Annotated in this window: 10 protein-coding genes; 6 read left to right on the forward strand and 4 right to left on the reverse strand. The window is 71.9% G+C overall.

Annotated elements, in window-relative coordinates:
- Nucleotides 1-14 precede the first annotated feature (14 nt).
- Entirely contained in the window at nucleotides 15-3,533 is a 3,519-nt protein-coding gene (gene metH, locus ACGFSH_RS22720; RefSeq protein WP_393351363.1) for a methionine synthase, read from the reverse strand.
- 375 nt (nucleotides 3,534-3,908) lie between these two features.
- Here metH and ACGFSH_RS22725 point away from each other — a divergent pair, with 375 nt between their 5' ends.
- From ACGFSH_RS22725 to ACGFSH_RS22750, 6 genes are all read left to right on the forward strand, one after another.
- Nucleotides 3,909-4,673, forward strand: coding sequence for an IclR family transcriptional regulator (locus ACGFSH_RS22725; protein ID WP_393351364.1), 765 nt, complete (start codon nucleotides 3,909-3,911; stop codon nucleotides 4,671-4,673).
- A 417-nt stretch (nucleotides 4,674-5,090) separates the two neighbouring features.
- Entirely contained in the window at nucleotides 5,091-5,885 is a 795-nt protein-coding gene (locus ACGFSH_RS22730) for an MIP/aquaporin family protein (RefSeq protein WP_393351366.1), read from the forward strand.
- A 74-nt stretch (nucleotides 5,886-5,959) separates the two neighbouring features.
- On the forward strand, nucleotides 5,960-7,498 hold the full coding sequence (gene glpK / locus ACGFSH_RS22735; RefSeq protein WP_393351368.1) for a glycerol kinase GlpK: 1,539 nt from the start codon (nucleotides 5,960-5,962) through the stop codon (nucleotides 7,496-7,498).
- An 8-nt stretch (nucleotides 7,499-7,506) separates the two neighbouring features.
- A complete protein-coding gene (locus tag ACGFSH_RS22740) occupies nucleotides 7,507-9,123 on the forward strand; it encodes an FAD-dependent oxidoreductase (RefSeq protein WP_393351370.1) in 1,617 nt (538 codons plus the stop codon).
- Between the two features lie 370 nt (nucleotides 9,124-9,493).
- Nucleotides 9,494-10,165: a FadR/GntR family transcriptional regulator gene (locus ACGFSH_RS22745; RefSeq protein WP_393351372.1), complete on the forward strand. Its 672-nt coding sequence runs from the start codon at nucleotides 9,494-9,496 to the stop codon at nucleotides 10,163-10,165.
- Nucleotides 10,166-10,384: 219 nt separating this feature from the next.
- Nucleotides 10,385-11,320: a PAC2 family protein gene (locus tag ACGFSH_RS22750; RefSeq protein ID WP_329408216.1), complete on the forward strand. Its 936-nt coding sequence runs from the start codon at nucleotides 10,385-10,387 to the stop codon at nucleotides 11,318-11,320.
- Nucleotides 11,321-11,447: 127 nt separating this feature from the next.
- Here the strand turns inward: ACGFSH_RS22750 and mshC are convergent, their stop codons facing one another.
- The 3 genes from mshC to ACGFSH_RS22765 form a co-directional block, all read right to left on the reverse strand.
- A complete protein-coding gene (mshC, locus tag ACGFSH_RS22755) occupies nucleotides 11,448-12,677 on the reverse strand; it encodes a cysteine--1-D-myo-inosityl 2-amino-2-deoxy-alpha-D-glucopyranoside ligase (RefSeq protein WP_329408218.1) in 1,230 nt (409 codons plus the stop codon).
- Nucleotides 12,678-12,799: 122 nt separating this feature from the next.
- Nucleotides 12,800-13,633, reverse strand: a complete 834-nt coding sequence (locus ACGFSH_RS22760) for an SCO1664 family protein (protein ID WP_393351374.1) — start codon at nucleotides 13,631-13,633, stop codon at nucleotides 12,800-12,802.
- Nucleotides 13,597-14,187 carry a DUF3090 domain-containing protein gene (locus ACGFSH_RS22765; RefSeq protein ID WP_329408222.1) on the reverse strand — a complete coding sequence of 197 codons (591 nt, stop codon included), beginning with the start codon at nucleotides 14,185-14,187 and terminating at the stop codon, nucleotides 13,597-13,599. The genes ACGFSH_RS22760 and ACGFSH_RS22765 overlap by 37 nt, the downstream gene beginning before the upstream one ends.
- Nucleotides 14,188-14,255: the final 68 nt, after the last annotated feature.

Consider the following 14,255-nt stretch of genomic DNA (forward strand, 5'->3'; position numbering starts at 1 on the left):
GGGGCGTCCCGTCGTCACCGTGCGTTGAAGTACTTCGCCTCGGGGTGGTGGATCACGATGGCGTCGGTGGACTGCTCGGGGTGGAGCTGGAACTCCTCCGAGAGGTGCACGCCGATCCGCTCGGGCCGCAGCAGCTCGGCGATCTTGGCGCGGTCCTCCAGGTCGGGGCAGGCCCCGTAGCCGAGGGAGAAGCGGGCGCCGCGGTACTTCAGGGCGAACATGTCCTCGACGTCGGCCGGGTCCTCGCCGGCGAAGCCGAGTTCGGCGCGCACGCGGGCGTGCCAGTACTCGGCGAGGGCCTCGGCGAGCTGGACGGACAGGCCGTGCAGTTCGAGGTAGTCGCGGTAGGAGTTCGACTCGAAGAGCCGCGCGGTCTCCTCGCCGATGCGGGAGCCCACGGTGACGACCTGGAAGCCGACGACGTCCGTCTCGCCCGACTCCTCGGGGCGGAAGAAGTCGGCCAGGCACAGCCGGCGGCCGCGGCGCTGGCGGGGGAAGGTGAAGCGGGTGCGCTCGTTGCCCTGTTCGTCCAGGACGATCAGGTCGTCGTCCTTGGACACGCAGGGGAAGTAGCCGTAGACGACGGCCGCTTCGAGGAGGTTGTCGGTCTGGAGCCTGTCCAGGAGACCGCGCAGACGGGGGCGGCCCTCGCTCTCGACGAGTTCCTCGTAGCTGGGGCCGTCGCCGGTGCGGGCCTGCTTGAGGCCCCACTGGCCCTTGAACAGGGCGCCCTCGTCGAGCCAGGACGCGTACTCCTTGAGCTGGATGCCCTTGACGACGCGGGTGCCGCGGAACGGCGGTTCGGGGACGGGGTTGTCCGTGGACACGTCGGAGCGGACGTGTCCTTCCTGCGGGCGCTGCTCGACCACGTTCTCGGCGGCGCTCGCCCGGACCCGGCGCTGCTTCAGCTCGGGCAGCTTCGCGCCCGGGACGCCCCGCTTGACGCCGATGAGCGCGTCCATGAGCCGCAGGCCCTCGAAGGCGTCGCGGGCGTAGCGCACCTCGCCCTCGTAGATCTCGTGCAGGTCCTGTTCGACGTAGGCCCTGGTCAGTGCCGCTCCGCCGAGGATGACGGGATAGTCGGCGGCCATCTTGCGCTGGTTGAGCTCCTCCAGGTTCTCCTTCATGATCACCGTGGATTTCACCAACAGGCCCGACATGCCGATGACGTCGGCCCGGTGCTCCTGGGCCGCGTCGAGGATCGCGGAGACGGGCTGCTTGATCCCGAGGTTGACGACGTTGTAGCCGTTGTTCGACAGGATGATGTCGACGAGGTTCTTGCCGATGTCGTGGACGTCGCCGCGCACGGTGGCCAGCACGATGGTGCCCTTGCCCTCCGCGTCCGACTTCTCCATGTGCGGCTCCAGGTAGGCCACCGCCGTCTTCATGACCTCCGCGGACTGGAGCACGAACGGCAGCTGCATCTGTCCGGAGCCGAACAGTTCGCCGACCACCTTCATGCCGTCGAGCAGCGTCTCGTTGACGATGTCGAGGGCGGGGCGGGTCAGCAGCGCCTCGGCGAGGTCGGCCTCCAGGCCGTTCTTCTCACCGTCGATGATCCGCCGCTTGAGGCGCTCGTCGAGGGGCAGCGCCGCCAGTTCCTCGGCCTTGCCCGCCTTGAGGGACTTGGTGGTGGCACCCTCGAAGAGCGCCATCAGCTTCTGCAGCGGGTCGTAGCCCTCGGCGCGGCGGTCGTGGATGAGGTCGAGGGCGGTGGCGACCTCCTCCTCGCTGAAGCGGGCGATGGGCAGGATCTTCGAGGCGTGCACGATCGCGGAGTCCAGGCCCGCCTTGACGCACTCGTCCAGGAACACCGAGTTCAGCAGGATGCGCGCCGCCGGGTTGAGCCCGAAGGAGATGTTCGACAGGCCGAGCGTGGTCTGCACGTCGGGCCGGCGCCGCTTGAGTTCGCGGATGGCCTCGATGGTGGCGATGCCGTCCTTGCGGGACTCCTCCTGGCCGGTGCAGATCGTGAACGTCAGACAGTCGATGAGGATGTCCGACTCCTGGATCCCCCAGTTGCCGGTGAGGTCCTCGATGAGCCGCTCGGCGATGGCCACCTTCGACTCGACGGTGCGGGCCTGGCCCTCCTCGTCGATGGTCAGCGCGATCAGCGCCGCGCCGTGCTCCCTGGCCAGGGCGGTGACCTTCGCGAACCGCGAGTCGGGGCCGTCGCCGTCCTCGTAGTTCACCGAGTTGATGACCGCGCGGCCGCCCAGCCGCTCCAGTCCCGCCCGGATGACCTCGACCTCGGTCGAGTCCAGGACGATCGGCAGCGTCGAGGCGGTGGCGAAGCGTCCGGCGAGTTCGTCCATGTCGGCGACGCCGTCCCGGCCGACGTAGTCCACGCACAGGTCCAGCATGTGCGCGCCCTCGCGGATCTGGTCCCGGGCCATCTCCACGCAGTCGTCCCAGCGGCCTTCGAGCATGGCCTCGCGGAACTTCTTCGAGCCGTTGGCGTTCGTGCGCTCGCCGATCGCCATGTAGGCGGTGTCCTGGCGGAACGACACGCTCTGGTAGAGGGAGGCGGCGCCCGGCTCGGGGCGCGGGTCGCGCTCGGCGGGCGAGGTCCCCCGCACGCGCTCCACGAGCCGGCGCAGGTGCTCGGGCGTCGTGCCGCAGCAGCCGCCGACGAGGTTCAGTCCGTAGTCGCGGACGAAGTTCTCCTGCGCGTCGGCGAGGCCCACGGCGTCGAGCGGGAAGTGGGCGCCGTCCTTGGTGAGGATGGGCAGACCGGCGTTCGGCATGCACAGCAGGGGGGTGCGGGAGTGCCGGGCGAGGTAGCGCAGGTGCTCGCTCATCTCGGCGGGGCCGGTGGAGCAGTTCAGGCCGATCATGTCGATGCCGAGGGGCTCCAGCGCGGTCAGCGCGGCGCCGATCTCGGAGCCGAGCAGCATGGTGCCGGTCGTCTCGAAGGCCATGGAGACCAGCAAGGGCACCTCGACGCCGGTCGCCTCCATGGCGCGCCGGGCGCCGAGGACGGAGGACTTCGTCTGGAGGAGGTCCTGGGTGGTCTCGACGATCAGGGCGTCCGCGCCGCCGGCGAGCAGGCCCTCGGCGTTGGCCTGGAAGCCGTCGCGCAGGGTGCCGTAGCCGATGTGGCCGAGGGTGGGCAGCTTGGTGCCGGGGCCGATGGACCCGAGGACCCAGCGGGTGCGGCCGTCGCGGGCGGCGAAGTCGTCGGCGGTCTCCCGGGCGATGCGGGCGCCCGCCTCGGACAGCTCGTACACGCGGTCGGCGATGTCGTACTCGGCCATGGCGGAGTGGTTTGCGCCGAACGTGTTGGTCTCGACGCAGTCGACGCCCGCGCCGAAGTACTCCTCGTGCACCGAGCGGACGATGTCCGGCCGGGTGAGGTTGAGGATCTCGTTGCAGCCCTCGAGGTTCTCGAAGTCCTCCAGGGTGGGCTCCTGGGCCTGGAGCATGGTGCCCATCGCTCCGTCGGCCACCACCACACGGGTGGCCAGGGCCTCTCGGAGCGCGGACACACGGGTCCGGCTGTCGGCGGAAGGGGTCGGCGGCACAGACGCCATGAAAGGGCTCCCTCAGATGCGACGGCTGTCGGCTTTGCGTCTTCTCAGGATGCGGGTGGTGAGGCTTCCCGAGCAGTGCTGACGCCGTCAGCGTAGCCGGGACGGAGGCCTTATGGTCAGGGGCGTCCACGGGGCGGACGGCTCCCGCGCGGCGGACCGGGCCCCCGCGCGGCGCGCGGACGGCCGGGCGGGCCGTGCGGCGGCGCGTGGGCCGCGCGCGGGCGACGGGCGCGCCGCTTCCGGGGGACGGCTCGCGTAACACGAATCGACCGACCATTAGCGGGAGGTCGACATGGACCGGTAGTGTTCGACATTGCCGAACGGCGGCAGCGCATGCCGTGGTTGACGGTCGAAGGGGACGGAGGCAGGACGGCGATGGCACGGAACATCCAGTCGGTCGAACGTGCGGCCGCGATGCTGCGGCTGCTGGCCGGCGGCGAGCGGCGCCTGGGCCTGTCGGACATCGCCTCGTCGACGGGCCTGGCCAAGGGCACCGCGCACGGGATCCTGCGCACGCTCCAGCAGGAGGGCTTCGTCGAGCAGGACGACGTCTCCGGCCGCTACCAGCTGGGCGCGGAGCTGCTGCGTCTGGGCACCACCTATCTGGACGTGCACGAGCTGCGCGCGCGTGCCCTGGTGTGGACGGACGACCTGGCGCGTTCCAGCGGCGAGAGCGTCCACCTGGGAGTGCTGCACCAGCGGGGCGTGCTGATCGTGCACCACGTGTTCCGGCCCGACGACAGCCGGCAGGTGCTGGAGATCGGGGCCATGCAGCCGCTGCACTCCACGGCCCTGGGCAAGGTGCTGTCGGCCTACGACCCGGTGGCCCACAGCGAGGCCATGGAGGTCGAGCGCAAGCCGTTCACGGACCGCACGGTGTGCGAGCCGGACGCCTTCGAGCACATCCTCGACCTCACGCGCGCGCGTGGCTACGCGGCCGACGTGGAGGAGACCTGGGAGGGCGTGGCGTCGATCGCCGCGCCCATCCACGACCGGCGGCGCATGCCCGTGGGCGCGGTCGGGATCACCGGCGCCGTGGAGCGGCTGGCGCGGGACGGCGAATTGCGTCCCGAGCTGATCGCGGCGGTGCGGGACTGCGCCCGCGCGGTGTCGCGCGATCTGGGCGCCGGACGCTTCTGAGCCGTCGGCGGCATTCCTTCGCGGGATCGGCCGGGCGATGAGCGGCGCGCGGCACCCCGCCGGGGCCCCGAATGCCGTTCCGGCCTCCGCCGTGCCGCCGTGCCCCTCCCCCGCGCGAAAAGCATCGCGAAACGGTCCTGAACCGGCATCTGCGGCACGTCCGTGCACACCGGCGCGAAGATCGACGCCCTGCCCCGATCAATAACGATCGCGTTTTCAATAACAGCACCCTTGACGCACACGCGACAGCCGGGCAAGACTCCCGTCCATCGGTCGGCATTGTCGAACACCTAACGGCAATACGCGCTAGAGTGTGACAACGCCAAAGGCCGGCATCGCTCTCACCCCCGAGGGCGCTCGAACCCCCGGTGGGACCCGGGGTTCGGCTTCCCTGGACGAAGGACAAAGGAGTCGCGGGTGTCCAGCTCCGACATCTTCATCGGCGAGACCATCGGTACCGCCATACTCATCCTGCTGGGCGGTGGCGTCTGCGCCGCCGTCACGCTGAAGGCCTCCAAGGCCCGCAACGCCGGCTGGCTCGCCATCACCTTCGGGTGGGGTTTCGCCGTTCTGACGGCTGTCTACACCTCGGCCCCCCTCTCCGGGGCCCACCTCAACCCGGCGGTCACGCTCGCACTCGCGATCAAGGACGACGACTGGAGCAACGTTCCGGTCTACTGGGCCGGGCAGCTGCTCGGCGCCGCCATCGGCGCCACCCTGGTCTGGCTCGCCTACTACGGGCAGTTCCACGCGCACCTGACCGACCGCGAGATCGTCGGCGGCCCCGGCGCACAGTCCACCGAGGCCAAGGCCGTCGAGGCGCAGGAAGTGGGCGCCGGCCCGGTCCTGGGCGTCTTCTCCACCGGTCCGGAGATCCGCGTCGCCTGGCAGAACCTGGCCACCGAGATCATCGGCACCATCGTGCTGGTGCTGGCCGTCCTCACGCAGGGCCTGAACGACAAGGGCAACGGCCTGGGCAACCTGGGCGCACTGATCACCGCGCTCGTGGTCGTCTCCATCGGCCTGTCGCTCGGCGGCCCGACGGGGTACGCGATCAACCCGGCCCGTGACCTCGGTCCGCGTATCGTGCACGCCCTCCTTCCCCTGCCCAACAAGGGCGGATCCGACTGGAGCTACGCCTGGATCCCGGTGGTCGGCCCGCTGATCGGCGGCGCGATCGCTGCAGGCATCTACAACGTCGCTTTTGCTTGAGAGCACCAGCTGCACCGCGTAGTCGGCAGCGCCGTACAGACAGCCCTCATTCCACGGACCCCCAGGAGCACACAGTGACCGACGCGCACACCGCCGGCCCCTTCATCGCCGCCATCGACCAGGGCACCACCTCCTCCCGCTGCATCGTCTTCGACCGCGACGGCCGGATCGTCTCCGTCGACCAGAAGGAGCACGAGCAGATCTTCCCGAAGCCGGGCTGGGTCGAGCACGACGCCAACGAGATCTGGACCAACGTCCAGGAGGTCGTCGCCGGAGCCGTCGAGAAGGCCGGCATCACCCGCGACGACATCAAGGCCATCGGCATCACCAACCAGCGCGAGACCACGCTGCTGTGGGACAAGAACACCGGTGAGCCCGTCCACAACGCCATCGTGTGGCAGGACACCCGCACCGACGCCCTGTGCCGCGAGCTCGGCCGCAACGTCGGCCAGGACCGCTTCCGCCGCGAGACCGGCCTCCCGCTGGCCTCCTACTTCGCCGGCCCCAAGGCGCGCTGGCTGCTCGACAACGTCGAGGGCCTGCGCGAGCGCGCCGAGGCGGGCGACATCCTCTTCGGCACCATGGACACCTGGGTCATCTGGAACCTGACCGGCGGCGTCGACGGCGGCAAGCACTACACCGACGTCACCAACGCCTCGCGCACCATGCTGATGAACCTGCACACCCTGGAGTGGGACGAGAAGATCGCCGAGTCCATCGGCGTGCCGCTGTCGATGCTCCCGGAGATCCGCTCGTCCGCCGAGGTCTACGGCGAGGTCACCGGCGGCCGCCTGGGCGACCTGCTCGGCGGCATCCCGGTCGCCTCCGCGCTCGGCGACCAGCAGGCCGCCCTGTTCGGCCAGACGTGCTTCGCCGAGGGCGAGGCCAAGTCGACGTACGGCACCGGCACGTTCATGCTGATGAACACCGGCGAGAAGATCATCAACTCCTACTCGGGCCTGCTGACCACGGTCGGCTACCGCATCGGCGACGCCAAGCCGGTGTACGCCCTGGAGGGCTCGATCGCCGTCACCGGTTCGCTGGTGCAGTGGATGCGCGACCAGATGGGCCTGATCTCCACCGCCGCCGAGATCGAGACGCTCGCGCTCTCCGTCGAGGACAACGGCGGCGCCTACTTCGTGCCGGCCTTCTCCGGTCTGTTCGCCCCGTACTGGCGCTCCGACGCCCGCGGTGTGATCGCCGGCCTCACCCGGTACGTCACCAAGGCGCACCTCGCGCGCGCCGTCCTGGAGGCCACGGCCTGGCAGACCCGTGAGATCACCGACGCCATGACGAAGGACTCCGGCGTCGAGCTCGCGGCCCTCAAGGTCGACGGCGGCATGACCTCCAACAACCTGCTGATGCAGACCCTCTCGGACTTCCTGGACGCCCCCGTGGTGCGCCCCATGGTCGCCGAGACCACCTGCCTCGGCGCCGCCTACGCCGCCGGCCTCGCCGTCGGCTTCTGGACCAGCACCGACGACCTGCGCGCCAACTGGCGCAGGGCCGCCGAGTGGACCCCCCGCATGGACGCGGACACCCGCGACCGTGAGTACAAGAGCTGGCTCAAGGCCGTCGAGCGGACCATGGGCTGGCTCGAGGACGAGGAGTAAGACCCGAAATGACCAGTCAGCCCACCCTGCAGTCCGTGCCTGCCCTGGGGACGCACCCGGCGTCCGGCTCCAACCCGAGCCGCGCCGAGACCCGGGACCAGCTCTCCAAGGCGTCGTACGACCTTCTCGTGATCGGCGGCGGCATCCTGGGCATCTCCACCGCCTGGCACGCCGCGCAGTCCGGCCTCAGGGTGGCTCTGGTCGACGCCGGCGACTTCGCCGGCGCCACCTCCTCCGCCTCCTCCAAGCTGCTCCACGGCGGTCTGCGCTACCTGCAGACCGGCGCGGTGAAGCTGGTGGCGGAGAACCACTTCGAGCGCCGTGCGGTCTCCCGCCAGGTGGCCCCCCACCTGGCGAACCCGCTCACGTTCTACCTCCCCGTGTACAAGGGCGGGCCGCACGGCGCGGCGAAGCTCGGGGCGGGCGTCTTCGCCTACTCCGCGCTGTCGGCGTTCGGCGACGGCGTCGGCCACCTCCTGTCCCCGGCCAAGGCCGCGCAGGACGTGCCCGAGCTGCGCACCGACAACCTCAAGGCCGTGGCCGTCTACGGCGACGACCAGATGAACGACGCGCGCATGGCGCTGATGACGGTCCGCGCGGCCGTCGAGGCGGGCGCGGTGGTCCTCAACCACGCCGAGGTGTCCGGCCTGCGCTTCACCCGGGGCCGGGTCACCGGCGCGGAGCTGCGCGACCGGCTCTCCGGGGACGAGTTCGGCGTCGACGCCCGGCTGGTGCTGAACGCCACCGGCCCGTGGGTGGACCACCTGCGCAGGATGGAGGACCCGAACGCGGCGCCGTCCATCCGCCTGTCCAAGGGCGCGCACCTGGTGCTGAAGCGCACCGCGCCGTGGCGGGCCGCGCTCGCCACGCCCATCGACAAGTACCGCATCACCTTCGCCCTCCCCTGGGAGGACATGCTCCTGCTCGGCACGACCGACGAGGAGTACGAGGGCGACCCGGCGGACGTCGCCGTCACCGAGAAGGACACCGCCCAGATACTCGACGAGGCCGCCTTCTCCATCCGCGACCAGCAGCTCGACCGCGACCTGATCACCTACGCCTTCGCGGGGCTGCGCGTCCTGCCGGGCGGTCCCGGCGACACGGCGAAGGCCAAGCGCGAGACCGTGGTGACCGAGGGCCGGGGCGGCATGCTGTCCGTCGCGGGCGGCAAGTGGACGACGTTCCGGCACATCGGCCGTACGGTCATGCAGAAGCTGGAGGCGCTGCCGGGCCACCCGCTGGGCGACGACTTCGAGCCCGTCTCGGCGCTGCCGAGGAAGCTGCCGCTGCCCGGCGTCGCCAACCCGCGCGCGGTCGCCCACCGGCTGCTGGTCGACAGCCCGGCGCCCGGCCCGCGCATGGCGGCCGACACCGCGAAGCACCTCGCGACCCACTACGGCTCGCTGGCCTTCGACATCGCCCGGCTGGCCAACGACAACCCCGAGCTGGCCGCGCGCGTCCACCCGGACGCGCCGGAGATCTGGGCGCAGGTCGTCTACGCCCGCGACAACGAGTGGGCCGAGACGGCGGACGACGTGCTGCGCCGCCGTACGACGCTGACCATCCGCGGTCTCGCCACGGACGACGTGCGCGCCAAGGTGCAGGACCTGCTCGACAAGAAGTAGGGACGGGTCCCGCCGCGGGACCCGTCCCGCGCACCGGCCCGGCCCCGCCCCCTGGGCGGACCGGGCACGAAGACCCTCCGCCGGCCCCACTCCCCTGACCGGGGCCGGCGCCGGGGGACGGCCCCGCCGTACCGGGGCCGGAACCGGGGAAGGGGCGGCTCCACCCCTATGGAGCCGCCCCTTCCGCATGCGGGCCCCCGCCCCACGCCCCGCCCTCCAGGGGGCGGCCGGACGTCCGGCGTCGAACGTGATCGCGGCTTCGTGGGCGGTCCGGTGATCGGCGGTCCGGTGGTCCGGTGGTCCGGTGGTCCGGCCGCATAATGGCCGCTGAGACATCGGATGTCTCAAGGGGAACGACAGGAGGACGGACATGGCAGTCACCGACGAGGCGATCGAGCGGATCAAAGGCATGATCGTCTCGGGTGCGCTGCGCCCCGGGGACCGGCTGCCCAAGGAGAGCGAACTGGCCGCCGAGCTGGGCCTGTCGCGCAACTCGCTGCGCGAGGCGGTGCGCGCCCTGTCGCTGATCCGGATCCTGGACGTACGGCAGGGCGACGGCACGTACGTGACCAGCCTCGACCCCCAACTGCTCCTGGAGGCGCTGAGCTTCGTCGTGGACTTCCACCGCGACGACACCGTCCTGGAGTTCCTGGCGGTGCGCCGCATCCTGGAGCCGGCCGCCACGGCGATGGCCGCCCTGCGCGTGAGCGAGCAGCAACTCGACGCGCTGGAGTCCCAGTTGGACGCTCTGGGGGACACCCCCTCGGTGGAGGAACTGGTCGCGAGCGACCTGGAGTTCCACCGGGGCATCGTGCGCAGCGCCGGCAACTCGGTGCTGTGCTCGCTGCTCGACGGGTTGTCCGGGCCCACCACCCGGGCCCGGATCTGGCGCGGTCTGACCCAGGAGGACGCCGTCACGGGGACGCTGCGCGAGCACCGGGCGATCCTGGCGGCGCTGCGCGACCGCGACGCGGACGCCGCGCGGTCGTGGGCGACGGTGCACATCGCGAGCGTCGAGCAGTGGCTGCGTTCGTCGTTGTAGGGCGGAGGCCGCGAACGCGGGGCGTGGGCGCGGCGGTGGGCCCGGCGCGCCGGACGCGGTTCTCCCGGCCGGCCGCGGACGCGGACGCCGAGGGGTGTCCGGGGGCGGTGATCGGGGCAGTGATCCGGTCACTCCCCCGTGCAAGGGGGCTGCGGGCGCCCCCGCAGAACGCCGTAAGGTTGGGTGGTCAAGCGAGGGCACGTCGGAAGGAGGCGCTGGGTGATCGAGCTCGAGGGGGTTCCCGAGCTGATCGACCCGGTCATGGTGGCCGCGTTCGAGGGCTGGAACGATGCCGGCGACGCCGCCTCCACCGCGGTCGCGCATCTGGAGCGGGAATGGAAGGGCGAGGTGTTCGCGGCGCTGGACGCCGAGGACTACTACGACTTCCAGGTGAACCGGCCCACGGTGTGGATGGACGCCGGCGTGCGCAAGATCACATGGCCCACGACAAGGTTGTCGGTCGTGCGGGTCGGCGGTGACAAGCCCCGCGACCTGGTGCTCGTGCGCGGCATCGAACCGTCCATGCGCTGGCGCTCGTTCTGCAACGAGCTGCTGGGCTTCGCCCACGAGCTGGGGGTGGAGCTGGTGGTCGTCCTGGGCGCGCTGCTCGGCGACACCCCGCACACGCGTCCGGTGCCGATCAGCGGGACGACGTCGGACGCCGATCTGGCGCAGCGGATGGACCTGGAGGAGACCAAGTACGAGGGCCCCACGGGCATCGTCGGCGTCCTCCAGGAGGCGTGCGCGCACGCGGGGGTGCCCGCGGTGAGCCTCTGGGCGGCCGTGCCGCACTACGTGTCGCAGCCGCCGAACCCGAAGGCGACGCTGGCCCTCCTCAACCGTCTGGAGGACCTGATCGACGTGCGCATCCCGCTGGGCGAACTGCCCGAGGACGCGCGGGCCTGGCAGGTGGGCGTGGACCAGCTGGCCGCCGAGGACACCGAGGTCGCCGAGTACGTGCAGACGCTGGAGGAGGCGCGGGACACCGCGGAACTGCCGGAGGCGTCGGGCGAGGCGATCGCCCGCGAGTTCGAGCGCTACCTGCGGCGGCGGGACGGCGGCGGGCCGCCCGACCCCGGGGAGCGCACCCGGCCCCCCAAGCCGCCGAAGCCGAGCGGTGAGACCCCGGACGACGGCGAGTCGTCGGACGACTGAGCGGCCGGCGGCCGGTCACGGTTGTAGTGAACCGGCGCCGAGCGCCGAGCGCCGAGGCCGTGAACGGCAGCTGCACGAGAAGGGGCGCCTCCCGGGAGGCGCCCCTTCTCGTGCAGCTGCCGAAGCGTCAGAGCGCCACGCCGAGCAGGGCGTCCACCGCCCGCGAGACGATGCCGGGGGCGCCGATGTCGGTGCCGCCCGTCTCCTGCTGGAGCGCGGCCCAGCGGTCGACGGCGGCGAGCGCGGCGGGGGCGTCGAGGTCCGCGGCGAGGGCGTCGCGCAGTTCCTCGACGAGCGCCTCGGCGGGCGGTCCGTCGGGCCGCGAGACGGCGGCGCGCCAGCGGCCGAGCCGGGCCTCGGCGTCCGCCAGCACCTGGTCGGTCCACTCCCAGTCGGCGCGGTAGTGGTGCGCGAGGAGGGCGAGCCGGATGGCGGCGGGGTCGACGCCGTCCTGCCGGAGCCTGGAGACGAAGACGAGGTTGCCCCTGGACTTGGACATCTTCTCGCCGTGCAGCGCGACCATGCCGGCGTGCACGTACGCCTTGGCCATGGGGAACTCGCCGGTGAGGGCCTGGGCGTGGGAGGCGCCCATCTCGTGGTGCGGGAAGGCGAGGTCGGAGCCGCCGCCCTGGACGTCGAAGCCCATGCCCAGGTGGTCCAGGGCGATGGCCACGCACTCGATGTGCCAGCCGGGCCGGCCGCGGCCGAGCGAGCCGCCGTCCCAGCTGGGCTCGCCCTCGCGGGCGGCCATCCACAGCATGGGGTCGAGCGGGTTCTTCTTGCCGGGGCGCTCCGGGTCGCCGCCGCGTTCGGCGGACAGCGCGCGCATGGTCGCGACGTCCAGGTTCGCGACCTTGCCGAAGTCGGGATCGGCCTCGACGGAGAAGTAGACGTCGCCGTCGAGTTCGTAGGCGGCGCCCGCGTCGCGCAGTCGCTCGACGAGCGGGACGATGCCGGGTATGGCCTCGACCGCGCCTATGTAGTGCCGCGGCGGGAGCATCCGCAGGGCGGTCATGTCCTCGCGGAAGAGGGCCGTCTCCTTCTCGGCGAGGGCGACCCAGTCGACGCCGTCGCGTTCGGCCCGCTCCAGGAGGGGGTCGTCGACGTCGGTGACGTTCTGGACGTAGTGGACCTGCCGCTTGGTGTCGAGCCACACGCGCTGGACGAGGTCGAACGCGTTGTAGGTCGCCGCGTGACCGATGTGGGTCGCGTCGTACGGCGTGATGCCGCAGACGTAGATTCGGGCGACGGGACCGGGGTCGAGGGAGACCGTACCGCCGGTCGCGGTGTCGTGGATCCTCAGGTCGCGGCCCTGACCAGGCAGGGCGGGGACCTCGGAAGCGGGCCAGGCATGCATGTCATGAGCGTAACCGGACGGCAGTTGCGCGTACGAACCGGAGCGGCCGGATGGCCGGGAAGGCGCTCTTGCGGGTCGCCGGCCGCTGTGACCCCGGCCGCGGCCGCCTCACGCGCCCCGGACTAGACCGGGGGCCAGGGGATCGCGGGCCAGTCGCCGCTCGGCTCGGGGTGGGTCCCGGCGGCGAGCAGGGCCTCGGTCCGCACGCGGGTGGCGTCGATCTCGGCGGGGGTGATGAGCCCGCTCAGCGCGCGGGACAGCCGTCCGCCGGGCCCCAGGGCGCTTCTGAGGCCCTCAAGGACGTCGACGGCCTCCGCGGTCAGGGGCTCGCCGGCCCAGCCCCACAGGAGCGTGCGCAGCTTGTTCTCGGCGTTGAAGGTGACGCCGTGGTCGATGCCGTACAGGCGGCCGTCGGCGGTGGGCAGCAGATGGCCGCCCTTGCGGTCGGCGTTGTTGATGACGGCGTCCAGCACGGCGAGCCGGCGCAGCCGTTCGTCGTCGGCGTGCACCAGCAGCGCGGTGCGGCCCTCGCCGACCTCGGCGAAGCCGATCGCCTTCCAGCCGGGCTCGGGCTCCTCGCCGTCCACCAGGGCGAGCAGCTCGGACTCGGGGGCCGTCTCGACCCACAGCTGGCACATGCCCTGGCCGTGCGGGCCGTCCCGCAGCACGGTGGGCGGGACGAGGCCCCACCCGGTCGCCTCCGAGACCTCGTACGCGGCGACCTCGCGCCCGGCGAGGGTGCCGTCGGGGAAGTCCCACAGGGGCCGCTCCCCCGCGACCGGCTTGTAGACGCAGGCGGTCTCGCGGCCCTCGTGGGCGACGGTGCAGTAAAGGGCAGCGTTCGAGGCGTCGCGGATGCGTCCGCGGACCGTGAGTCCGCCGTGGGCGAGGAGGTCGGCGAGGGCCGGGTCGGTGGTCGTCACGCTCCCCGGCGGTATCCGTTCTGGCGCGGACATACGTGTCCTTCCGGGTCGAGCGGGAGGCTGCACAGCGGGCACGGCGGCCGGCCGGCGTTGACGACGTCGAGGGCGCGCTTGGCGAAGGCCCTCGCCTGCGCGCCGGTGAGCCGGACCCGCAGCATCGGGGGACCGTTCTCCTCGTCCTGGAGGAGCCGCTCCTCGGCCTCGGCGAGGTCCTCCTCGGAGTCGGCCTCGAGCTCCACGAGGGCCTGCGCCTCGACGATCATGCGCTGTTCCTCGCCGTCCCAGGCGAGGGCCATGGTGCCGACCCGGAACTCCTCCTCGATCGGGGTGTCGAGGGGAGCGGTGTCGCTGTTCTCGGCGGGCGACACGGCGGGCACCATGGCGCTGCCGCCGCTGCGGCGTACGACCTCGTCCAGCAGTTCGTCCATGCGCTCGGCGAGCGCGGCGACCTGCGTCTTCTCCAGGGCCACGCTGGTCACCCGGCCGGCGGCGGTGGCCTGGAGGAAGAAGGTGCGGCGCCCGGGCAGCCCGACCGTACCGGCCACGAAACGGTCCGGGGGGTCGTAGAGGAACACCTGACGGGACACGTCCTGTCTCCATGGAAGTCGTGGGTCATCGTGGCACCGGGGACGCGTGGGGGGACGTCCCCGCGGGT

The organism is Streptomyces sp. NPDC048481 (assembly GCF_043200075.1).
Classification (GTDB): Bacteria; Actinomycetota; Actinomycetes; order Streptomycetales; family Streptomycetaceae; genus Streptomyces.

Bases quoted from the DNA above. Each gene is read 5' to 3' on its own strand.
- metH (WP_393351363.1), bottom strand. From the start codon at position 3,533: ATGGCGTCTGTGCCGCCGACCCCTTCCGCCGACAGCCGGACCCGTGTG.
- ACGFSH_RS22740 (WP_393351370.1), top strand. From the start codon at position 7,507: ATGACCAGTCAGCCCACCCTGCAGTCCGTGCCTGCCCTGGGGACGCAC.
- mshC (WP_329408218.1), bottom strand. From the start codon at position 12,677: ATGCATGCCTGGCCCGCTTCCGAGGTCCCCGCCCTGCCTGGTCAGGGC.
- ACGFSH_RS22745 (WP_393351372.1), top strand. From the start codon at position 9,494: ATGGCAGTCACCGACGAGGCGATCGAGCGGATCAAAGGCATGATCGTC.
- ACGFSH_RS22760 (WP_393351374.1), bottom strand. From the start codon at position 13,633: ATGTCCGCGCCAGAACGGATACCGCCGGGGAGCGTGACGACCACCGAC.
- ACGFSH_RS22725 (WP_393351364.1), top strand. From the start codon at position 3,909: ATGGCACGGAACATCCAGTCGGTCGAACGTGCGGCCGCGATGCTGCGG.